Raw genomic sequence first — 22974 nt, 5'->3', positions numbered from 1 at the left:
TCTCGAATGCCAAAGAATTGGGCAAAATAGAGGAGGGTTTTGGCTACGGCCATGCTTGTAGCGCATTGCTGCAATGCAATGGACCCGCTTCAAGAATCCGGGGACTATGGTACAACACACTCATCGAACGGCGATCTCCTCCTCCCAAAGCCGTTGGATAGGATCGACAACACTCCTCCTCCCAGTTGTCGATCGAGTTTACGAAGCCCGACGGATCTCCTCCCCCGTCGGGCTTTTCATTTCTACGTCTTCCCTGAAAAGTCGAACTATTTTACGGTGCCGTTCGTAGCGCGGATAGCCGTCGAGCTATGACTGGAGCGCGGACCGTGTATGAAGGTCCAGGCTGGTGCCTGGCGCTTCCAGAGCGCGCGGGAATCATCTTCGTCAACGCGGGCAAAATCGAACGTCCTCGCCATCTTCGATGACAGGAACGACAGCGTGGAGCCCGGGCGGTCGATCACGGCAATCGGAAATGTGTTGACGATATCCTGCCAGCGTTGCCACTGATGGAAAGTCTTCAGGCTGTCGGCCCCCATGATCCAGATGAAATGGACATGTGGGTTGCGCGCCTTGACGCGCGCCAGCGTGTTTGCCGTGAAACTCGTCGCGAAATCGCGTTCGAACGCGGTGACCTTGATCGAAGGGTGTCGGGCTAGCCGCTCGCTCAGAGCGATGCGCTCGGCAAGCGGCAGCAGATGTCGCCGATCCTTCAGCGGGTTCCCGGGCGTGACCATCCACCATAGCTGGTCGAGGCCGAGCCGCTTGATCGCGATTTCGGCGACCAGCGCATGTCCGTCATGCGGCGGATTGAAGGAACCGCCGAAAAGACCGACCACCATGCCCCGCTCGCTATGCGGCATGCGAAGATGGCGCCGGTCGATTTCGTCGTTGATCACGTCAGGGCCGGGTCTGTCCGGTGCCGTGCACGCGGTATTTGAAGGAGGTGAGCTGCTCGACGCCGACAGGGCCGCGGGCATGCATCTTGCCGGTCGCAATGCCGATCTCGGCACCCATCCCGAACTCGCCGCCATCGGCAAACTGCGTCGATGCATTGTGCAGCAGGATCGCGGAATCAACCTCGGTGAAGAACCTCTGCACCACATCGGGATCGTCGGCAATCACCGCCTCGGTGTGGTTCGAGGAATAGGTCTGGATGTGCTCGATCGCACCCGAAATGCCATCGACGACAGCAACCGAAACGATGGCATCCAGATACTCGGTCGACCAGTCCTCCTCGGTGGCCGCCTTCGCGCCAGGCATTGCCTGGACGACCGCAGCCGAACCGCGGATTTCGCAACCGGCTCCAGCAAGGGCCTCCAGCAGCGGGCGAAGATGGCTCTTGGCCACGGCGCTGTCGACGAGAATCGTTTCCACCGCACCGCAGATACCGGTGCGCCGCATCTTGGCGTTGACGACGATCTCCTTGGCCATGCCGAGATCGGCCGATGCATCCACATAGATATGGCAAAGCCCCTCAAGGTGCGCGAAGACGGGCACCCTCGCCTCGTTCTGGACACGCGCAACAAGGCTCTTGCCGCCGCGCGGAACGATAACGTCGATCGCACCATCCAATCCGCGCAGCATCGCGCCGACGGCAGCTCGATCGGTTGTCGGCACGAGATGAATGGCATGCTCTGGAAGTCCCGCGGCCTTCAGGCCCTGCACGAGGCAGGCATGAATTGCGCGCGATGAGCGCCGGGAATCCGAGCCGCAACGCAGAATGACCGCATTGCCGGCTTTCAGGCAGAGCGCGCCGGCATCCGCCGTGACGTTCGGACGGCTCTCGAAGATCACACCGATGACACCGAGCGGCGTCCGAACGCGCTCGATCTTCAGTCCATTCGGGCGTTCCCAGGCGGCGATCACCTCGCCGACCGGATCCTTCAGCGCCGCGATCGCGCGGATACCCTCGGCCATCTCGGCAATGCGCTTGTCGGTCAGTGTCAGACGATCGACGAAGGATGCGAGCATGTCCGTGCCGGCGACATCTTTCAGATCCTTGGCATTCTCGGCGAGGATGTGATCCTTGTTGGCGAGGATCGCATCCGCCATGGCGTTCAGCGCCTTGTTTTTGGCTTCAGTGGACGCAAAGCCTAACGGTCGCGCCGCAGCCTTGGCCTTGCGGCCGATGTCATTCATCAGCGCGTCAATGTCAGGGCTCGGCGCAACTGTATCAAGCATAGCTTGTGTCCTTCTTCTGCCTTTCCGATTTTGAACTGATTTGCGACGTCATCACCATGTCATCGCGATGGATCATTGCCGCACGTCCCGCGTAGCCGAGGATTGCCTCGATCTCCGTCGACTTGCGGCCGGTAATCTGCCGCGCCTCTTCGGCATCGTAGCCAGCAAGTCCGCGCGCGATCTCCCGGCCATGCGGGCCGACGATCGCCACCGTATCGCCGCGGCTGAAAAGCCCGACAACCTTGCGAACCCCGGCAGGAAGCAGGCTCTTGCCGGCGCCGAGCGCAACAACGGCACCCTCGTCGACGTGGAGTTCGCCCGCCGGCTGCAACTGACCAGCAATCCAAGTCTTTCGCGCCGTGACGGGCGTCCCTGAAGGAGCAAACCAAGAGGAGCGCGCCCCATTCTCGATCGCCGAGAGCGGGCTGTCCGCCTTGCCTGAGGCGATGATCATTGCGCAGCCGGCCGTCGTCGCAATCTTGCCGGCGTCGATCTTGGTGCGCATGCCGCCACGCGACAGCTCGGACGCAGCGCCACCCGCCATCGCTTCGATTTCAGGCGTGATCTCGGCGATCGTGGCAAGAAATTCCGCCTGCGGATCGAGGTGCGGCGGCGCCGTATAGAGACCGTCAATATCGGACAGCAGAATCAGCAGATCAGCACCGGTCATGGTCGCGACCCGCGCAGCCAGGCGATCATTGTCGCCGTAGCGAATTTCGCTGGTAGCAACGGTATCATTCTCGTTGATAATCGGCACGGCGCCGATCTTCAGGAGCTGATTGATGGTGGCACGCGCGTTGAGATAGCGACGGCGCTCTTCCGTATCGCCGAGCGTCAAAAGGATCTGACCAGCAACGATCTCGTCGTGGGACAGACTTTCCGACCAGGCACGCGCCAGAGCGATCTGGCCGACGGCCGCCGATGCTTGACTTTCTTCGAGCTTCAGGGCTCCCGAAGGGAGATCGAGGACCGAACGGCCGAGAGCAATCGCGCCGGACGAAACAACGAGGACGTCGACGCCCTTGGCCTTCATGGCCGCAATATCGCGGCACATTGCGTCGAGCCACGCCTTCTTCAGACCGGTCTTGCGATCGACGAGGAGAGCCGAGCCGATTTTAATGACGATGCGGCGATAGCGCTCAAGCGACTTACGCGTCGTCATGGGCCTCGCCTTCATCATCCGACACCGTATCGCGATGGCGGAGCTTCGGTGCCTTGGCGAGCTTTTCCGCCCCGCCGGCATTCGCCTCGACAATCACATCCCGCAAGGCTCGCAGCACTTCCGTCATGCCCTTGCCCGTCGCCGCGGAAATCTGGAACGGCGTCTTGCCGCAGGCCTTGGCCAGTTCCTTCGTCTTCTTCTTCAGCGTGGCGTCATCGAGAACGTCGATCTGCGACAGGGCGACGATCTCGACCTTTTCGCCAAGATCACTGCCATAGGCCTCGAGTTCGCGCCGGACGGTCGTGTAGGCCTTGCCGACCTCTTCCTCTTGCGAGGAAACGAGATGCAACAGAACGCGCGTACGCTCGACGTGGCCGAGGAAGCGGTCACCGATCCCGACGCCTTCATGCGCGCCTTCGATCAGCCCCGGAATGTCGGCAAGGACGAATTCCTGACCGTCAACGGTCGCGACACCCAGGTTCGGGTGCAACGTCGTAAAGGGATAATTTGCAATCTTCGGCCGGGCACGGGTGACGGCTGCAAGGAACGTGGACTTGCCGGCATTCGGCAATCCAACAAGGCCAGCGTCTGCAATCAGCTTCAAGTGCAGCCAGATTGTCTTTTCCTCACCGGGAAGACCGGGATTGGCCCAGTCCGGCGCCTGGTTGACCGAGGATTTGAAGTGCGCATTTCCGAAGCCACCATTGCCGCCGGTAGCGAGCCGGTAGCGTTGGCCTTCCTCGGTGAGATCGCAAATGAGCGTTTCCTTGTCTTCCTCGAAAATCTGCGTGCCGACGGGCACCTTAAGTGTCACGTGCTCACCATTGGCGCCGGTACGGTCCCTGCCCATCCCGTGCGTACCGATCTTGGCCTTGAAGTGCTGCTGGTAGCGGAAGTCGATCAGTGTATTGAGACCGTTGACCGCCTCGACCCAGACATCACCGCCGCGTCCGCCGTCACCGCCATCGGGGCCACCAAACTCGATGAACTTCTCGCGTCGGAACGAGACGCTGCCCGCGCCGCCGTCTCCGGACTTGATGTAGACTTTTGCTTCGTCGAGAAATTTCATCTTACTTCCATTGTGGCCGTTCATCGCTCCTCGTGCCGCTTTCGATATAGGCGGTTCAATCGGAGGTCAAAGGATTATCGTGAGGTTTGCGAGCTATAGCATACAGTACGGCTGCGGTCTTGATGGTATCTACGACCTCGACCGATCGGCAACATCATCGCATCCAGCAACCTGAAATCCGCGAAGATCGACATAGCTCCGACCATTTCCGCATCTGGGACGTTATTCGGTAGTTGGGGTTGAGGCGCCCCGACGATCGGGACGCCTCGCGTTCGTCTCAAGCAATCCTGGCCTGTTGCAGGGCACCCGGCTTCAGCATCGTCTCGACATGCGTGACCATGGTGTTGCGGGCGAAGCTGTAGATTTCGCTGCAACCGGTCATGCGGAAGCCGAGCCTTTCCTGCAGCTTCAACGAAGCCGGGTTGTCCGCGAAGACCCCGGAATGAACCGTCGTCTCCGGCATACGGCGCGAAAAGCGCTCCAGCACGGCCGTTACCGCCTCGCTCATATAGCCGCGCCGCCAGTAGAAGCGGTTCAGCCAGTAACCGAGGTGCCAAAGGCCATGGCGAAGCTCGATGGCGGCGACGCCGATATGAGCGTCGTCGCCAGTCGTGATGGCAAACTGCCAGTCGGCCATGCCACCCGCCGTCACCGGAACCAGCCAGTCGAGTGCGTCCTGCCTGTCATAAGGCGCAGGAACGCGCGCGAGCATGCGGGTAACGGCGAAGTCGGACAGCGTGTCCGCGATCGCATCGGCATCGCTCAACCTGTGCGGGCGGAGCACCAGCCGGTCGGTGGTGATGACCGGCAATGGGCCGGGCGTCATCGACTGGCTCCTGGGTCTCTGAAGGCTGATCGCGTTCATAGGACGCTCCCCCAGCTTCTCAGCGACATCCAGGTCTTGCGGTCGAGCCTGTACCATTCGACGGGCACATTGCTGCCGAGAGCCAGCGATGCCGCCAACCCCGATCCCTGGAACTGGAAACCGCACTTCTGGATGACCCGCCGCGAAGCGACGTTCATCACCCGGCAACGAGCATCGATCTGATCGACATCCTGACGCGTGCGAAAGACCATATCGACCAAAGCATGGCATGCCTCGGTCATAAAGCCTTGATTCCAGTACGGTTCTCCAAGCCAGTACCCGATCTCGACGGTCCGCCCGTCAAGATGCGGTTCGACCCCGCAGCACCCTACAAAGGCACCGTTCTCGGCCTTGGTGATCGCATAGACGCACTTGCCAATCTCGCCATTTTTCGTGCGTCGCACGAAGTCGGCGGCATCATTGGCCGTGTACGGGTGCGGCATGCGCGACACCATGGTGGCGACTTTGGCGTTGTTGGCGAGATGGGCAAGGGCGTCGATATCTTCTTCGTGCGGCGCGCGCATGACGAGCCGCTCCGACAACAAGACAGGGCAATCGGTCCTTAACCGCTCCGGCCTCAGCCGTTCCTTGGGAGACCGCTGGTCTTCCCTGAAAGACCGCAATTGGCCTTCCCTCAACAATTCGCCTTGCATGTTCAGTCCTCCTTCGTTGGACAAGAAAAAAGGGGAGATGGCGCCCCATCTCCCCTTTTTTCTGGACTGAACCTGATACGCTCAGCCGGGTCGATGAGACGCCGGCTGTTTTAGAGCGCTACCGGCTTATTCCGCTGCTTCCGCTTTCGGCATTACAGACACGTACACGCGGCCATTGGCCTTCGTACGGTAGTTCACATTGCCGGCCGTAAGCGCAAAAATGGTGTGGTCCTTGCCGAGGCCGACGTTGGCGCCCGGATGCCACTGCGTACCGCGCTGACGCACGATGATGTTGCCTGCGATGACGGTTTCGCCACCGAACTTCTTCACGCCAAGGCGCTTGGATTCGGAATCACGACCGTTGCGCGATGAACCGCCAGCTTTTTTGTGTGCCATTGGTGTTCTCCTTTAAACCTTAAAGTCCCGTGATCTTACTTAGCAGCCACGATGTCCGTGATGCGGACAACAGTGTGGTGCTGGCGATGGCCGCGCGAACGCTTCGAGTTCTGACGACGGCGCTTCTTGAAGGCGATGACCTTCTTGCCGCGGTTGTGCTCGACCACTTCGGCCTTGACGGAAGCGCCCTTGACGAAGGGAGCACCAATCGCAGCGTCGGCGCCTTCGCCGATTACGAGGACTTCGGTGAATTCAATTGCGTCGCCAGCGGTTGCTTCAAGCTTCTCGATGGTCAGCACGTCGTTTGCCGCCACACGGTACTGCTTACCGCCGGTCTTGATGACTGCGAACATTTTTTATCCTTTCATGTTCGTTCCGGCTCGTGCCCGCCAATCAGCAGGTGGCCGTCTTTTTATCAGTCGAGGTTAAGCAGGGATTTCAAAGGCTTTAGCCCAGAACTCTCGCTGCCGGTGATGTGCCTCGCGAGCGCGAAGCATGCAAGGCGCGGACTTATCCACACCTATTGCGCAGCCGAGATACGCGAGCATAAAAAAACTGTCAAGGCAAAAGGATGAAAAGCTTTGAGATTTCGTCTTGCCAGCCCGTCATTCTGTCGCTATGTAGCCCCCCGCGCCGAATAAGCGCCGACCTGACCGCGGAGAGGTGGCAGAGTGGTCGAATGCACCGCACTCGAAATGCGGCATACCTGCAAGGGTATCGTGGGTTCAAATCCCACCCTCTCCGCCATTTTCCCCAATTAGCTGCCTTGTTGTGGTTTTCTCTAACTCCGGCGGCGGAGCCCGTCTTGGTAACGAGTCGGATCCAGCGCGTGAAGTGCGCCCGGCGACCATGCTCGCGGCGACCGCGTGAGCTGCACGCTGAATGGCACCGCTCACGCCAACATGCATGCGCCAGCAGAGCAATCCTCGTTATCGCTAATCGACGGTATCAGGATGCGTCGATGCCTTCAGATCGGCCAGACCGCGGTTTGCATCCTTGTTGCCGGTCGAGGCCGCGGCAGTGAATATCCGCTCGGCATCGCCGTACATCTTCATGTTCAGGTAGGCATATCCGCGCAGCACCATCAGATCGATCGGTTCCTGGCGAAGCTGGGCGCGCTGATCGAGATATATCAAGGCCTCGCGATAGCGCTTTGCATCGAAGGCGGCGAGAGCTCGGTCGGCCAGGATCGCAATCTGCAATTCGGCCGCGCGCTGTTGCGTCTGCGGTGCCTTCGTCGCGGCTACGGCAGCATTGTTGGATAGGCCGGCGCGCAGGAAGGCGAGGCTCTGGCCGTAGGCTGCGTCCTCGCGCGTCTTGCGGTTTGAACTGGCGAGCGCTGCGTCGAAAGCCTTGGCTGCCTCCATCGGACGATTGATGTCCATCAGGCACCAGCCCCGTGACAGTGCGGTTTCCGGATCGAGCAGTTGCGCATTGACCGTGGTCGTGCATCCGCGCAGTTGTCGTGCACCGCGGCGAACCGTGACCGTTTGCATCGCAGGCTGGCGTACGACCTCGGTGACGGCTGGCGGGTTTGCACTTTCGATGCGCTCCGGCGGTGCCCGGACAATCTCCGGTGACGCTGCCGTTGGACCTTGCGGCACCATCTGCCCGGGAGGAGCGGGCAGGGAAGGTGTTGTGGTCCGTTGGTTCGTGGCCTCACCCAATTGTGCGATGCGCTCGGACCTGCCACCCCACAGGCGCTGGATCTCAGCTACGCCCGCCCGGTCCCGCAACTGCTGGCGCGTGATGGCCAATCCGTAAGCGGACGGTTCGTCATCCGGCTTCCAGCGTAGCGCCGTCTCGAACCAGCGCGCCGCTGTTTGCGGTTGATTGAGAGTGCGGGCAAACCAGCCGAATTGCTGTGCCGTCGGCACATATTTCTGGGCAATGATTTCGCTGGCGATGCGCGAAAGTACCTCTTCGCTGAGGTTGGCAGGCGGCTGCAGGGCCATCAGGTTCGCCGTCGCAGCAAGATATGTCGCGGTCGCATCCTTGGAGGCACCACGCCACTTGTACATGACGTCCTCCGCCTCTTGCGGTTTCTTCTCGGCAATCAGCGCCAGCGCCAGACCCTGGGAAGCGATTGCCGAGTCTTCCTTCTCCCGCGCTGCCCGAAACCATCTTTCCGCATCGGGATAGTTTTCCCGGCGAAGCTGGTACCAGCCGAGAAGAAGGCTGTCGGATGCCAGCCGCTCCGTTTCAGCAAGTCGTTGCACGATTGAAAGATAAGCCGGCGCCACAGCCAGATCGGGGTCATCGTTGCCGGCGGCGACAAAGCGGCGGGCAAGCTCATTGCGAATGCCATCGAATTCGCGGCCGCCGTTGCCATCGGGGCGTTCAAGCGCCAGGAGATCCTGCATCACTGCGTAGGAAAGCAAGGCGGACGCCTTCTGAATGGTCGCCACACGCTCTTGCGGATTTGTGCAATTCTTCAGGATATAGACATAGGCATCCCGGGCGCGCGGTGCGCGATCGGTCTTCGCGAAAGCTTCGGCAACCCGCCATAGCACGTCGATGTCGCTGCATGTCAGGAGGCTCGGTGTATTGGCGCCGATCTGGACGACGGTTGCATATTGCTTCAGGTCCGACGCATTGACGAGGCGCGCGCGAGCCTCGGCGACATCCAGCCGGTCAAGCAGGTCAGGCGGCGGCTGCCATCCCGATTCGGACGCCTGCCGGTCGGCAATCGCCTTGCGGAGTTCCGCGTAGCGTCCCTCCGAATACAGTTGCCACATCTGCTCCAGCTGCCTGTCGCCACTCTGCGGAACAGCCAGAGGATCGGCGGGCGGCACCCAGTTCGGGTACAGCGCCTGAAGCCGCGCGATCTCGGCCTGCAGTCGCGCCTTGTCGCCGCGGCTGGCGAAATAGCGCAAGGCACTCTCATCGACTTTCGGCTGGGCTGACTTGGCTGGCTGAGCCGCCGTAGGCTGCTGTTGAGGCGCCTGCGCGACCATCAACGACTTTTCGGCCTCGTCACCGGCGGTCTCACCCTGTTGAGGAAGCGGCGGAACCAGTGTTGCTGCGTGTAGCCGATCGGCAATGGCCTGGACGTTGATCTGCGGCTTGGGACTGGTTTCCGGTCCCGTGACACGACCCATGAGCATGAATTGTGGCGCAGCTGCGTGACCCGACTGCCCGAAGCCCAGCATCTCCTGAAGTGCCACGCGGTCCCTCAGGGCGGTCACCAGACCAGCCACCGCCACCGCAACGACAATTGCAACGGATGAGGATTTCACAGACACTCCGGATGCTTCTCCCCGACAAATGCCAACCCAAGAAGATGAAGGGTCGATGGATAGTAGAGCGACGGCTCAAAATGCTGCGACGACTCAGGCAGCTTGGTTCCTTCCGTCACACAGGCCACGACATCGTTAACAATTCGATAACCCGGGTCCGACAGCAGCGCCTTCGGCTTGCCGGACGAGAGGTCGATTGTCGCCGGAGTGCCCTCCTCGGCGGTCATTCCCTTTCGCAATCTTGACAGCAGAGCCTTGTCCGAAACTCCCGCGCGCACGAGATAGAGCGGGATGCGCAGGCTGTTGTATCCGAATTCCGCGTCGAAGCCGGCTGCGGGCTCCGGCATGCGATTGAGGCTCACCCAATCGGCGGGCAGTTTTCGTGGTCCGAACTGCATGGCCTGCAGCAGCTGCAGACCGTCGTCCGACAGCTTCTGCCAGGCGTTGGACGGGGCCAGGAGCGCCATGACCGGGATCGCCTCATACACCCAGTAGGAGGGATTGATGACGGGGCCGTCCTTGCGATCAGGGGAATTGAAACCGCTGACGCCAGGGAGCAACAGGGTGTGTCCGTTTGAACTGATGACGACATGCGAAAGAAGGGCCTGAGCCATCTTCGCAGCCGCCTCCATATAGTCGGTCTTGTTCCACGCAGACCCCGCAAGGGCCAACGCATAGGCGATCAGCAGATCGCCATCCGATGCATTGTTGCTATCGGTGACATGCGGCGTGACGGCAGGATCCCATCTCCAGGCGGCCAGGCCGTCATCGCGCAGCAACAGTTCGGTGCGCGTGAAGTACCATATTTGTTCGAAGTCAGCTGGGTTGTTGGCAAGGTAGGCAAGCAGCAGGCCGTAACCCTGGCCTTCGCTGTGGCTGATATTGCCGTTGCCATCATCGACGATGCGGCCGCTGGCATCCAGGAACTTCGCCTTGTAGGCGCCCCATGCCTGCGGGCTAATTCCGGGACCTTGCGCCTGCGCGGGCTGGCAGACAGCAACAACCGCGAAGCTTGCGGCGCAGAGCAGTTTCAGCAACCTCTTCATTCGCGCCTGCCCAGCCGGGAAAGCATGCTTGCCGTGGTAACACCGATCAGCAGCGAAAGGACGACCAGAAGGAAGGCGTAGGACAGTATGTTCGTTGATAGCCAGTTCGCAGCAATCAGGCGATAATTTGAGAGGGACCAGGGCTGAGAGGCCACGAAATCGAAGCGACCGACCGGGACGCTTTCGACCTTGCCGGTCTTGCTGGAATAGGTGGTGATATGACCCGCGATCTGCGGCCAGTTGACCTGTGTGGTCACGGCTTCGGCGCCCTCGCGCAGGTCCTTGGCGGAAGGAGCCGTTACAATCGTCCAGGAGGATCCCCCGGCAGCGCTTTTGCCCTGAGCGATCAAGAAGCTGTCGTCGTTCGAGGGCGTGAAGACTTCCTCGGACCCTGGTACGAACTGCAGTGAACTCAGCGAAATGTCGAAGTTGCGGCGCAGCCACTCCTGAAATGATGTGATCTGCCCGCGCCATACCCCGCCGCTGACCTTGGAGCGCCAATCGTCAAAGGTCACAGAAGGCTCGGTCTGGTTCGATTGGACGGCGGCGGGCGGTCGCCAGGACGCCTGACTGGTCGTTGCTACATTCAACTGCGTCAACACGGCCGGCGGCATCTGCGAGATCGAGCCGATGAAAATCGCATCCCGTTCGCCGATGGCGCCCGGTGTCGCGGCCGGTTCAATGTCGAGCGGGCGGCCGGCAACCACTGCCATTTGCCCGAGTAGCGTAGCCGTCGCCGACAGCGTGTCGCTATCAATCCGGTCGATGAACAGCGGAATGGGCTGTGTCGCGCGATTGTAGGGATAGCCAGTCCCTGACAGTCCGGCGAGGTTTGGTCGCTGCCCGATGCGGGCAAAGTCCGGAATGTGAATCTCGCTGGTGTCGAAGAGCGCAAAGCGCGGCGTGGTACCGGCCGTCGTGCCCGGCACGCAGATGTCGTCCTCTTTCGTCATCAGGATGGCTTCGAGAGACAGTGTGTTTAAGCCCGGCTTGAAATGCCGCATCGTCACGCGAATGGGCAAGTGCCGGAAGATGCCCCCACCCGTTGATGAAATCGGCACCGTTGAAGCGATGTTGCCGTTGACGTAGATGTCGATATGGCTGCCGGGCAGGACATTCTGCGTGAAGGCGGCGTCCAGCAGTACCGTCGCATCGCCATAGGCGTTCGCGTAGAAATCAGACGGCACGGCGATGTTGAAACTGGTCCGGAAGCGTCGTCCCGAAAATTCCGTTGTCTTCACGCCCAACTGCGCAAATGTCAGGTTTGTGGCCGAGAGAACAAGCGGTGCATCCGGTGCGCTCCAACGCTGGGTTACCAACGTATCGCGAATGGCGGTCGCGGGCCGATCCACCGTCGACACAATGGTTTCAATCGCGGCCGAAATTGCGGGCCAGGACGGGCCGCTGATCAAAAGAACGGGTGCCCCCGACTTCGGGTCGGTCACAAAGGAGGCCAGCGGCGCCGCTTGCGCGGCCGGCGGGGGGGCGAAGAATGGTTGGAGCTCTGCCGGCGTTCCGACAACCACAGTCATGCGCCCAGGACCAGACTGGGGCAGTGCATCCGCGCTGAAGGAGAATGTCTCGTTCGGCATGCCGCTCAGAACCGAGAGTCCCTGGGCAAGGCGCAGAAGAGGTTTTGTCGTGCCTGGCTGCTCGAGTGCCGGTACGACAAAATTGAACTGCGTCCTGCCGGTTTCATCGACGCCGATCGCGCGAATGGCGTCCGTGCTGGAAAACTTCGCTGCCTCTTGACCGCTGAAGCTCAGATAGGTCTTTGCCGGGTCGATATCCGTCCAAAGCTCGTAGGTCGATTCAATGGTGCAATCGGTGCGGTGGCGTTGTGTGGCTTCGAATGTCAGAAGATTCGCGCCCGGTTGCAGCAGTCCCGCGGGCACATCGAAGGAGACATTCGATGGTGCATCCGGTGAGGCGATCGCCTGTTGGCCGACGATCCGATTGTTCAGAAGAACGGTCAGTTGTGACGCCTCCGGGGCGACGACGACGGCATTCTGATAGGCGAAGTTGAACTTTGCAGGCGCGGCGGCCTGCTCCGGCGTGATGTAGACCGACCACGACTTGCGATCATACTCGCCATCCAGGCCGAGCTTGGCGAACGGAACAACATATCTCCGAAGCGCGGCGCTTAGGCTTGATTGGACGGCAGGCAGAGGGGGTGGCGTGGCAGTTTGTGGGCGAGGCGCTTCCACCTGCGCGGGCGGCGGCTGAGCCGCGGCTGGCGGTGAGGCGGGTGCGATGGCGAATGGTGGCGTCGGGTTAGCAGCGGGTGCAGGCGGCGTGGAGGGTGTTTGCGGGCCGGTCGCCGGCGCAGGCGTGGCCGGTAATGTCAGGCGCGGCACCATCGGGGCGCTCCCTTGCTCACGCTCGCCCGACATGTCGAAGGGCGCGGTCTGTGCATAGGCAACCGCGGAGGCGGAAAGGAGAAACGCCAGGATTGATGTGATCTTCCTCATCAGTTTCCTGCCTTCGCGACCTGATGCGGGCGCTCGCTCTCAGATCTCGTGCTCCGGAAGAGGTACACGAGGCCACGGCTTGTCTGATAGAGCGAAAGGCCGAGAAACCAGATTGTTCCTCGAATGAGGCCTGGGTTATGGCGTCGCGCCTGCTGGAACTGTGTCCACTGATCGGAATTCGCAAAGATCAGGTCGGCGATCAGGCGGTGGTCGAGCGCGCGCTTCGGAATGTATTGGCAGCCAACGGCCAGGATCTCGCCGGACGGCTGGATATTGCGGACGATTAGGGGGAGTGTTTCCATGCTTGCGCCGCTATGAGGCTGAAAGCGAATTTCCCCCTCGGTCCCGATCACCATGGGATCCAGCTGCTTGTTGAAAACATGCAGTCGCGCGCCGTGCACCGACACGTCTTCGATCGATGCCGTGTACCACTTGCCACCGACCCCGAATTCACAACGCCGGTTCACACGCACGCGTCGGGACGCAGCCCGCTCGCCACGTTCGGACACGACCCCGAGGGCACAGCCGGCCATAATGAGGTTGATGACGTTCCAGCCACCGACCACCAAGGTCACATCGGCCTTATATGGCTCGGCATAGATGCGATAGATGGTCACCGCCAGAGCAATCAGCTGGACAGCAAAGATCACGAAGAACGGCCGGCTGATTTCCGATAAGCGGCTGACGGCAATCGACTCGTCCTTCGCCGTCACCTTGAAGGTTGGCTTGCGCGGATTGAGCATGACCGAAACCACCGCCGGGAGCAGGTGGACCGTCTGGACATACTCGTAGAGCTCCGAGATCCACGGCCAGCGGAAGGACCCGTAGAGGTAGTTCTGCATCATCAGGTTCACGAGCATATAGGCAAGCGTATAGGCCAGGAACTCGCCGCCCGATGCCGTGAAGATCTCAAGATCGAAGAAGAGATAGAAAAGCGGCGCGAACAGGAAAATCGTACGCGGGAAGGGGAAGAGCCAGAAGAGCGTCGACGACATATAGCAAAGGCGTTGCGGCAGTGTCAGGCCACGCTTCAGCAGCGGGAAACGGAAACGCAAGATCTGCATCATTCCCTGCGCCCAGCGGCTGCGCTGGCCGATGAAGCTCGCAAATGTTGCGGGCTGCAGCCCGGCGATCAGCGGCTTGTCCACATAGATGCTGTTCCATCCGCTGCCATGAAGCGCAAGCGCGGTTTCGCAATCCTCGGTGATGCTGATGCCGCTGAAGCCTCCCTGGGATTCGAGCGCCCTCCGGCTAAGGACGGCGGCTGAACCGCAGAAGAAGGCGGCATTCCATTTGTCGAGACCGCGCTGGATGATGCCGTAAAACATCTCGTTCTCGCTCGGCATCCTCTCGAAGGTTCTAAGATTTCGTTCGAGCGGATCCGGATTGATGAAGAAATGCGGGGTCTGGACAAGAAACAGCTTCGGATCGTCGTCGAAATAGCCGACGGTTTCGAGCAGGAAGTCGCGTGCCGGCGCGTGGTCCGCATCGAACACGGCGATCAGCTCGCCGCTTGATTGCTTCATTCCGTTGTTGAGGTTGCCCGCTTTGGCATGCTCATTGCGGTCACGCGTGAGGTAGCGGACGTCGAGATCCTCGCAAAGCTTCTTGAGTTCGTCATGGCGCGCCACCGCGGCCTGGGCTTCGAGAAGCTTGTTGGAATTGCGCTTCTGCAGTGTACCACCGTCATCCAGCAGCCAGACGTGCAGTCTTTCGGCCGGATAATCCATGGCCTTTGCCGCGGCCAGCGTGTTGGCGAGAAGGTGGGAGTCCTCGTTGTAGGAGGGGACGAACACGTCGACATGCGGAAACCGCTCTTCCTTGCTCGCGCGCGATGGACGCGGAGGCAAGGGCGTGGCGACGATGAACAGGCTGAGTGCCAACATCGCCACGCTATACATTTCCGCGAGATAGAGCAGCAGGCCAGGGATGAAATTTTCCGGCTGGTTGATCGGCGGCAGCGTATTGGTCGTTCGCCAATAGACATAGCGAAGAACGATGGAGGTGCCAAAGGCAAGCGCAATCAGTCTCCAGGTGCCTTCAGCCTTCAGCCCCTTGATGATCGCCATCACGGCGACGACAACAAAGCTCGCGATCAGCTGTGTCTGCAGGTTCACAGGCAATGTGATCAGAACGATCACGCACAGAGAAACGAAGGCCCACGTAATGATGCTTCGGGCTTTATGCATCAACATCCCTTTGACAATGCGGGCCGGGCGCTTAGGAACACCGCAGCCGTCTCACGTCTACTTCTTCTGGCACGCGGCCGTCATGGCCGAATCCCCTATGCACTCCGGTGACGGCACCGTCAGGCCGCTCGCCACCGCGGTTCTCGGTTGCGTCTGTTCGGCCGAAGGCGCGGCTGACATGTCTGGCTGCGGCAGACTGCTCGAGCCATCAGGCAACGGAACGCGAGGGCCGGTCGGCGGCGGCAATTGCACGGGCGCCTCCTCGACTCTCGGCTGAACGCTGCGTACGCGAACGACACGAGATTGGATTTCCGGACGGGCTGGTTCATAGCCAAAAGCCATCGGCGTGTTTCTATAGCCGCCCTCGTCTGGATAGATCGGATTGCCGGGGCGCCCGAGCGTCGGATCAGTGCCCTGCGGATGCCCGAACGGATTCCAGATTTCTCCATCCAGCATCCCAACGATCGTGTAGCCGTACATGATTCCGAGCAACTGTCTTTCGGTTGCCCGGGCATCACAGAGGCGCAACCGCACCTGGATCATTCCGAAGTTGCGCGCTTGCGTCTGCGCGGATCTGCTTGAGCGGATCTGCTGCCAGCCATAAATACAGGTATCGCCCGAACCGCTCAGGCCCGAGGCATAGCCGAACGGTCCATAGCTGTTTTGCAGATAAGTCGCCGAGCGCGTCATCTGCACGCCGGGAACGGCCGCAAAGGCTTCGCGGATTATCCCGTCCTCGCTGACCATCCTAAAGGAGGCGTTTCCGATGCCAGGATTGGCTCCTGATGCCCCAAAAAACTGCACCCCGAGAAAATTCTGACCGGACACGGAAGACGACGTGTAGAGCGAAATCGTCTGCTCTGTGCCATTGCCACGCTTGCGCTCGACGACACTGACGATCGAGGGACCACCAGGCGGGGGCAAGGCCAGCGCCCTTTCGGCGGGCACCGTCTCGGAGACGTTTGGGCGCCTGACATTTCCTGACGACTGACATCCGACCACAAGCCCGGCAAGCAGTGCCAAGCATGACGCCTTCAGTACACTGGACGTTTCGGGTCGCCGCAATCGTCTTTCCTCACGTCCATGCGAGATTACGCATTGGACTTCCGAATCAACGACCCTTGAGGCCGCTACCTATGGTAAACGACGATTATGGTTAACCCATAGTTAATGTGCGACAGCGAGTGTTGATCTGGGAAGGGAATGGCACTCGGTGCAGCTGTCCGGCAACGTCGTCGACGGATTCCGATCCTCGCGGTGTTCTCCGTCTGGCGTTGAACACGGTGTGTCGATCATCCTGGATAGACTGCGAAATCACCTCGCGAAACTGATTTGCATTTTATTAAACATGTAACCAAATCGCATTCTTCCTTGAGGACCGATTTGCTCTCCTGGCGCGTTAGACCGGCATCCGAAACGGAGTATGCGAGTAGTGGCAAAGATCCTTATCGTGGAAGATGAACCCCTCATTCGCTTCGTGCTGGCAGACCAACTGCTTGAGGAAGGTTACAGCGTCATCGAATGCGGGAACGTGCTTGAGGCGATCGCGGCACTTGGAGTGAACGATGACGTTGATGCGATCGTGACCGACGTGGAGATGCCTGGGGCACTCAACGGCCTGGATCTCGCGAGGCTCATCAAGGCGACAAAGCCGTTCATCCACGTCTTGGTGACGTCTGGTCGTGAAATCGATCTTACTGACCTGGATTGGGACGCGAGCTTCTTTCCCAAGCCTTACGATCTAAAGGCTATCGCCAACGAAATCGGGCGACGGGTCGGTTCCCACGCGTCGCGTTTTTTGCCGAAGCGGCCAAACGCTGCCAGATAGCGCGAGGATGTCGTGACCATCCTGAAGGTCATGCGGACGCGGAGTCTGGCTGCCCCCATACAATTGATGCCAGCGCCACAACAGAAGCGTTAGCGATCCTGGCGCGAGCTCTCAAATCCCTGACCCGTCGAGCTCCTGTGCGTCGTCGCCTTCCCAGGGTGAGGGCATCGACGCACGATTGAGATTGGCCGAGGGCATCGGCATCCAGCACTTCATTTCGGGCTCGGCATATTCAATGATTCGGCCTGGCGAGGAATCAGAGGCACGCCAGCCTTCCGCACCGAACTGATCGCCATTCGACCAATAGGCGAGGTCGACTTCTGCCGGCCCCTGTTCGGACTGGCGGATCGTGACGAGGATCCGACTGCCGTCTTTCGGCGCGCTTGCCATGTGACGCCAGCGGTCTTGCTCGTCCATCGTTCTCTCTCTCTCTGCCTTGCTGGAGGTTGCAAGTGTCGTCCCGCCATCGAAAACGGTCAACTCATTCTTTGTGGAATCCGTCCTCTATCGGATCTGCTGGTTTACGATCTCCACTGTGACGAAGATGAACGGTTGCGGAGGGGCGGGGGTGCACCAGCATGGTTTCACCTTTCTCACAAAAAAAGCTTGCCAGAATCTCCGGCTCCTCCCAGCAATACCCCGGCGACGGGTGCACTTACTGTCCGTCGAACGGACTTTCCGCCGCAGGAAATTGGCGATTTGATCGATTCGATTGTCAAAAAACCATAATTTGCTTGACCTAGATCGCACATTGACTCTCGGCCTTAAGAATTGGATCAACGCTGAATGCGCATAACCTATGTTTTCCTTGGTGCAGTTCTTGCAATCGTACAGCCTGCATATGCTGACGTCGCGTCTCCGCCTGTTTTGCAGCCGCAAAAGCAACAGGCACAAGCCGCTCAGCTAAGTGCGCAATTCCTCACGCGGTTCAGCTATAAACCCATTCCTCTTGACGACGCCTTGTCGGCCAAGGTCCTGGATCGGTACATCAAGTCCCTCGATCCGGACCACATGCTCTTTCTGCAAACGGATATCGACAAGTTCATGTCTGAACGGAACGAGATCGACGATTCCATCAAACGGGAGGACTTGAAGATCCCGTTTGCGATCTTCAACGTGTATGAGAAGCGCGTTGTCGACCGCATGAACTACGCGCGCACCTTGATTAAGCAGGACTTCGATTTCGGTGCGAAGGAAGATTTTTCCGTCCTGCGCGATAAGGAACCTTGGCCGCAGTCGGAAGCCGACAGCAACGAGCTTTGGCGCAAGCGCGTCAAAAGCGACTGGTTGCGGTTGAAACTAGGCGGTAAAGCCGACGCGGCTATTCGCGAGACGCTCGACAAACGGTACGCAAACACGCTCGAGCGCGCTTACAAGTACAAGAGCGACGACGTTTTCCAGTCGTTCATGGACGCCTATACGACCTCGGTCGACCCGCACACGGACTATTTCGGCGCGACCGCTTCCGCCGACTTCGATATCGCGATGAAGCTTTCGCTGGTTGGCATCGGTGCGGTGCTACAGGAACGCGACGACTACACGACAATCCGTGAACTCGTGCCTGGGGGGCCGGCGCAGCTATCCGGTAAACTCTCGGTCGGAGACCGCATCACCGGTGTCGGTCAAGGCAAGGACGGGGCGATAAAGGACGTGATGGGTACACGCCTCGATGAAGTCGTGCAATTGATACGAGGCAAGAAAGGCTCCGTCGTGCGCTTGGACGTCCTGCCGGCGGATGCCGGAGCAGATGCCACCCATCGCACTATCAGCCTGGTGCGCGACAAAATCAGCCTCGAGAAGCAGGCTGCCAGCAAGACCGTGCTGCCCGTGAAAGTGGGCGACGCCACGCGTAAAGTCGGGGTGATCACCCTACCGGCATTCTATGAGGATTTTGAAGCCAAGCGCAAAGGCGACAAGGACTATAAAAGCGCAACCCGCGACGTCGCAAAGCTTCTCGGCGAACTGGAGCAAGAAAAGGTCGACAGCGTTCTTATTGACCTGCGCAACAATGGCGGCGGCTCTCTAGACGAAGCGGTCGATTTGACCGGTCTGTTCATCGGCAAGGGTCCGGTCGTTCAACAACGCGGCAGCGACGGCAAGGTCGCGGTGAGACGCGCTGATTTTAAGGCGCCAGTCTGGACAGGCCCCGTGGGCGTCCTGATCAATCGCGGATCAGCATCGGCGTCGGAGATCTTTGCCGCGGCGATCCAGGATTACGGTCGAGGCGTGATCGTCGGCGAACCAAGCTTCGGTAAAGGTACCGTTCAAACCGTCGTCGATCTTGATGACATGGTTCGCAACAGCAAACCGGAATTCGGCGAGCTGAAAGTGACGATTGCCCAGTTTTTCCGGATCAACGGCGGTACGACGCAGCTGCGGGGCGTGACGCCTGATATCAGCTTGCCGGGGTTCTCGGATCCGACAAGCTTCGGCGAGACCAGTTATGATAACGCCCTGCCCTGGGCGCAAATCAAGCCTGCGAACTATACGCCGGCAAAGGTTGTAGCGGCATCGCTGCCGACGTTGCAAAGCCGCCATGATGCACGGGTCGAGAGCGACCCGGACTTCCAACGACTGTTGAAAGACATTGCTGACCTGAAGGCGCAGCGCGAGAAAGGGGTTATCTCCCTGAATGAAGCCGAACGTCGCAAGGAAGCGGCTGCTCGCGAGGAGCGGCTCAAGTCTCAAGCGCAAGCAAGCGATAGCGAAGATTCTGGTTCAGATGATGGACTGCAGTCAAACGAGCGCAGCCTGAGCGCTGATATTGCTATGGAAAATGCCCGCAAGAACGCAAAAGACGTCTTGCTGAACGAGACCGCCGCCATTCTTGCCGATGAGGCGGACTTACAAGGGAAGGCAAAGACTGCCGCAAAACTATCGGGAAGCACCGACGGAAAATAGCTCTATCCGATGGCGTGGCAGGCGATAAACCTAACCGAGTTCGGCAAGCGAGTTCTCGTGACTGCCTGCGGCCCCATCGGATACACTTGCGGCGGCCCGCGCTCGTAGCTCGCCGAACGGTAGGCGAAGCCGATTTTATCTTGAGCTGCATTGCTCTAAGCTGTCGGCTGAGCACTCCGTTGGGTTGGTGTATCATGGTCGGCCAGCTAACCATCAAGGTATTGGGCGAACTTAACGTCACGCAGCAGGGACAGCTTTTGCCTCTGCCGCAGTCAAAGAAAACCCGTGCCCTTCTTGCCTATTTGGCTGTCGTCGGAAGAGCCCAACGTCGCGAGCATCTTTGCAAGATGTTCTGGGAAGTTCCGGACGACCCTCGGGCTTCCCTAAGGTGGAGCCTTCACAAGCTGAGGCCAATCGTGAATACGGAAGGTCATGTGCGTCTGCATGCGGACCACAATTCCGTTCTCCTCAGCCCCCAGACGGTCGAGGTGGACTTCAAGGGTATGGCTTCTCTGAGGCCCGCGGACCTCGACCGCTTGGACACGGAGAGATTGGAGTCGCTTGCCGCGACATTTCGTGGTGAATTTCTCGATGGCCTATGCCTCCCGCACTGCCCAAACTTTGAAGCGTGGCGGCTATGTCACCGGGATATTACGCTTCGGGTGCGCATGGAGATTCTGCGCGCCCTTGTTCGACGCCTGCAAGACCGACCTGAGCGAGTAAACGTCTATTCCCTGGTGCTCGATCGCCTTACCAACGAGATTGCCGCCGTCGATCGCCCCGAACAGTGGCCGGAGCCTTCAGTCTCCGGCGTGAGCAACGGGTCTCGCGATGTCCCACTCCGGTCACTTCCACCTTCACAGCCTGGATCAGCTTTCATCTCGCGGAACTTTGAAACGGATGTCCCGTGGCCAGCAGTGACGCCCAGCAAAAGATCGCAGGAAATTCGCTTCTGCAAAACCGCGGATCGGGTAACAATCGCTTACGCGGTGTGTGGGCGGGGATCACCGATCGTAAGAGCCGCACATTGGATGTCGCATCTCCAGTATGATTGGGAAAGTCCGGTGTGGACGCATTGGATCGACGCCCTGTCGGAGAAGACGAAGCTGATACGCTACGACGAGCGCGGCACCGGACTCTCGGACTGGATTGCCGAGGATATCTCGTTTGCGGCGATGATTGCGGACCTGGAGAGCGTGGTCGACGCGGCGGGCCTCGATCGGTTCACGCTGCTGGGTGTATCGCAAAGCTGTGCCGTCTCCGTTGCCTATGCTGTCCGACACCCCGAACGGATTTCGGGGCTCATCCTGTACGGAGGATTTGTAAAAGGCTGGCGAAAGCGAAGCGACAGCCATGAGGTGGCAACGCATGAGGCAATGACCGCTTTGATCAGGGAAGGATGGGGTCAGAACAATCCGGTTTTTCGACATCTGTTCACTGCAATGTTCATTCCAGGGGCGGACGAGGTGCAGATGGATTGGTTTGACGAATTGCAGCACATTTCTGTGTCGCCCAGCAACGCAGGTCGCCTGCACGAGGCGTTCGGAGAGATCGACGTTTCGGATGTCCTGTCGCAGGTGACGATTCCGACGCTGGTCTTGCACGCAAGAAAAGACATGGTCGTTCCCTTTCAGTGCGGAAGGGAGTTTGCGACCGGCATCCCCGGGGCTCGATTTGTCGATCTCGATAGCGCCAACCACATTCTCCTCGCCAACGAACCCGCCTTTGAGCGGTTTGTTCGTGAAGTAACGCGCTTCGTCGCCGAAACAGCGTAGCCTTGTGACTGGCGCCTTGGCGCGCCAGACGGTCTTGGAGACGCTATCAACGAGTTTTGCTCCCGCCTCTCGTTCAAGCGCGATCGCACCCGAGGGGCGCCTTTTCAACGATCCGCCCGGCATTTTCAACGATTCCTCCCACACTCCTTCTCACGCCGGCAGAATAAAGTGCTTCCTACAGTTCTCGACGCTGACGAGGAGGCACGACGATGAAGGTTCACACTGTAACCGGCGGCGCAGGATTGCGACTGCATGTTCGCGAGTGGGGAAAAGAAGACGCTCCTTCGATCCTCTTCATCCACGGGTGGTCACAGAACCATCTCTGCTGGAAGAACCAGTATGAGAGCATGCTTGCCGAGGACTTTCGCCTCGTAGCCCTGGACCTGCGCGGTCACGGCATGTCGGAGGCCCCGCTCGAAACGGAGTATTATACCGAGCCGCAGCTTTGGGCCGACGATATCGCCGCTGTCGTGGATCAACTCAACCTCCGCAGTCCCGTTTTTGTGGGCTGGTCCTACGCCGGCTTCATTATTTGCGACTACCTCCGGGCCCATGGAACGGCGAAGGTTGCGGGCATCAACTTTGTAGGCGCGGCGACCACGCTCAATAAGGCAGCATTCGGCACCTTGATTGGCCCGGGCTTCCTTGATCATGTCATTGGTGCCACGAGCGAGGACCTGCCTGGCAACATCGAAGCAATCCGCAATTTCGTGCGCGGGTGTACGTATTCGCAACTGCCTTCTGAGGTATTCGAAACGGCGATCTGCTGGAACATGGCCGTGCCAGCGAAAATCCGGGCTGCGCTGCTCACCCGCGAGATCGATTCTGACGATGTACTGACCGCTCTTGCGGTGCCCATCCTTGTCACGCACGGCCAAGAGGACACGGTGATCCTGCCGGCGATGGGGCGGCACCTTCTAGCGTTATGTCCTGAAGCCACGGCATCGTGGTATGCGGCAACGGGGCACGCACCTTTTTTGGAGAACCCTACCAGGTTCAACGATGAGCTATGTCGTTTTGCAGATGACGCAAAGGTGTCCCGGGAAGGTATCTCTTCGAGGCTGGAAGGGAGCACATTGGCTGGAACAACTCCCGCTTTCAATCGCACTTGACCGCGCGGACGAGTTTCAGTTCCTCCAGCGGCGAAGGATACGGCACCAGTACACACACAGCTGGCTTCGAATGTCGGATAACTGGCG

General features: G+C 59.8%; 18 protein-coding genes and 1 tRNA gene. 5 read left to right on the top strand and 14 right to left on the bottom strand.

Annotation, left to right across the window (positions count from 1 at the left end):
• Window positions 1-266: 266 nt before the first annotated feature.
• The 8 genes from IB248_RS16085 to rplU form a co-directional block, all read right to left on the bottom strand.
• Complete coding sequence (locus tag IB248_RS16085) at window positions 267-860, bottom strand: nicotinate-nucleotide adenylyltransferase (RefSeq protein WP_246734327.1); 594 nt, start codon at window positions 858-860, stop codon at window positions 267-269.
• Window positions 861-897: 37 nt separating this feature from the next.
• Complete coding sequence (locus tag IB248_RS16080; RefSeq protein WP_192241218.1) at window positions 898-2181, bottom strand: glutamate-5-semialdehyde dehydrogenase; 1284 nt, start codon at window positions 2179-2181, stop codon at window positions 898-900.
• Window positions 2174-3343: a glutamate 5-kinase gene (gene proB, locus IB248_RS16075; RefSeq protein ID WP_018855950.1), complete on the bottom strand. Its 1170-nt coding sequence runs from the start codon at window positions 3341-3343 to the stop codon at window positions 2174-2176. The genes IB248_RS16080 and proB overlap by 8 nt, the downstream gene beginning before the upstream one ends.
• Window positions 3330-4412, bottom strand: a complete 1083-nt coding sequence (obgE, locus tag IB248_RS16070; RefSeq protein ID WP_192241217.1) for a GTPase ObgE — start codon at window positions 4410-4412, stop codon at window positions 3330-3332. The genes proB and obgE overlap by 14 nt, the downstream gene beginning before the upstream one ends.
• Window positions 4413-4689: 277 nt before the next feature.
• Window positions 4690-5277, bottom strand: coding sequence for a GNAT family N-acetyltransferase (locus tag IB248_RS16065; RefSeq protein WP_026371617.1), 588 nt, complete (start codon window positions 5275-5277; stop codon window positions 4690-4692).
• On the bottom strand, window positions 5274-5930 hold the full coding sequence (locus IB248_RS16060; RefSeq protein WP_112655292.1) for a GNAT family protein: 657 nt from the start codon (window positions 5928-5930) through the stop codon (window positions 5274-5276). The genes IB248_RS16065 and IB248_RS16060 overlap by 4 nt, the downstream gene beginning before the upstream one ends.
• A gap of 126 nt (window positions 5931-6056) precedes the next feature.
• Window positions 6057-6326, bottom strand: a complete 270-nt coding sequence (gene rpmA, locus IB248_RS16055; RefSeq protein ID WP_018855954.1) for a 50S ribosomal protein L27 — start codon at window positions 6324-6326, stop codon at window positions 6057-6059.
• A 35-nt stretch (window positions 6327-6361) separates the two neighbouring features.
• Complete coding sequence (gene rplU, locus IB248_RS16050; RefSeq protein ID WP_007528566.1) at window positions 6362-6679, bottom strand: 50S ribosomal protein L21; 318 nt, start codon at window positions 6677-6679, stop codon at window positions 6362-6364.
• Window positions 6680-6983: 304 nt separating this feature from the next.
• On the opposite strand from rplU, the gene IB248_RS16045 reads away from it, so the two are divergent.
• A tRNA-Ser gene (locus IB248_RS16045) sits at window positions 6984-7073 on the top strand.
• A gap of 188 nt (window positions 7074-7261) precedes the next feature.
• Here the strand turns inward: IB248_RS16045 and IB248_RS16040 are convergent.
• Genes IB248_RS16040 through bcsN form a run of 5 tightly spaced genes read right to left on the bottom strand, consistent with a single transcriptional unit; the run spans window position 7262 to window position 16294 of the window.
• A complete protein-coding gene (locus IB248_RS16040; RefSeq protein WP_192241216.1) occupies window positions 7262-9565 on the bottom strand; it encodes a cellulose synthase in 2304 nt (767 codons plus the stop codon).
• Window positions 9562-10611, bottom strand: coding sequence for a glycosyl hydrolase family 8 (locus IB248_RS16035; protein WP_018855956.1), 1050 nt, complete (start codon window positions 10609-10611; stop codon window positions 9562-9564). The genes IB248_RS16040 and IB248_RS16035 overlap by 4 nt, the downstream gene beginning before the upstream one ends.
• Entirely contained in the window at window positions 10608-13082 is a 2475-nt protein-coding gene (locus tag IB248_RS16030; protein WP_018855957.1) for a cellulose biosynthesis cyclic di-GMP-binding regulatory protein BcsB, read from the bottom strand. Before IB248_RS16030 ends, IB248_RS16035 begins: the two co-directional genes overlap by 4 nt.
• Complete coding sequence (bcsA, locus tag IB248_RS16025) at window positions 13082-15271, bottom strand: UDP-forming cellulose synthase catalytic subunit (protein ID WP_018855958.1); 2190 nt, start codon at window positions 15269-15271, stop codon at window positions 13082-13084. Before bcsA ends, IB248_RS16030 begins: the two co-directional genes overlap by 1 nt.
• Before the next feature lie 57 nt (window positions 15272-15328).
• A complete protein-coding gene (gene bcsN, locus IB248_RS16020; protein ID WP_246779253.1) occupies window positions 15329-16294 on the bottom strand; it encodes a cellulose biosynthesis protein BcsN in 966 nt (321 codons plus the stop codon).
• A 400-nt stretch (window positions 16295-16694) separates the two neighbouring features.
• Between bcsN and IB248_RS16015 the strand changes: the two genes are divergently transcribed.
• Window positions 16695-17099 (top strand): response regulator, encoded by a 405-nt coding sequence (locus tag IB248_RS16015; RefSeq protein ID WP_192241214.1) that lies wholly within the window; start codon window positions 16695-16697, stop codon window positions 17097-17099.
• A gap of 111 nt (window positions 17100-17210) precedes the next feature.
• Here IB248_RS16015 and IB248_RS16010 read toward each other — a convergent pair whose 3' ends face one another.
• A complete protein-coding gene (locus tag IB248_RS16010; RefSeq protein WP_018855961.1) occupies window positions 17211-17516 on the bottom strand; it encodes a hypothetical protein in 306 nt (101 codons plus the stop codon).
• Between the two features lie 369 nt (window positions 17517-17885).
• On the opposite strand from IB248_RS16010, the gene IB248_RS16005 reads away from it, so the two are divergent.
• From IB248_RS16005 to IB248_RS15995, 3 genes are all read left to right on the top strand, one after another.
• Entirely contained in the window at window positions 17886-20000 is a 2115-nt protein-coding gene (locus IB248_RS16005) for a carboxy terminal-processing peptidase (protein ID WP_018855962.1), read from the top strand.
• 551 nt (window positions 20001-20551) lie between these two features.
• Window positions 20552-21775, top strand: coding sequence for an alpha/beta hydrolase (locus tag IB248_RS31780; RefSeq protein ID WP_246779252.1), 1224 nt, complete (start codon window positions 20552-20554; stop codon window positions 21773-21775).
• A gap of 209 nt (window positions 21776-21984) precedes the next feature.
• Window positions 21985-22887 carry an alpha/beta hydrolase gene (locus IB248_RS15995; protein WP_192241213.1) on the top strand — a complete coding sequence of 301 codons (903 nt, stop codon included), beginning with the start codon at window positions 21985-21987 and terminating at the stop codon, window positions 22885-22887.
• Window positions 22888-22974 lie beyond the last annotated feature (87 nt).

The sequence above is a fragment of the Rhizobium sp. RHZ01 genome (genome assembly GCF_014851595.1).
Taxonomy (GTDB): Bacteria; Pseudomonadota; Alphaproteobacteria; order Rhizobiales; family Rhizobiaceae; genus Rhizobium; species Rhizobium altiplani.
Note: the sequence above shows the minus strand (reverse complement) of the source record. Positions and strands in the feature narration are given on the sequence as shown.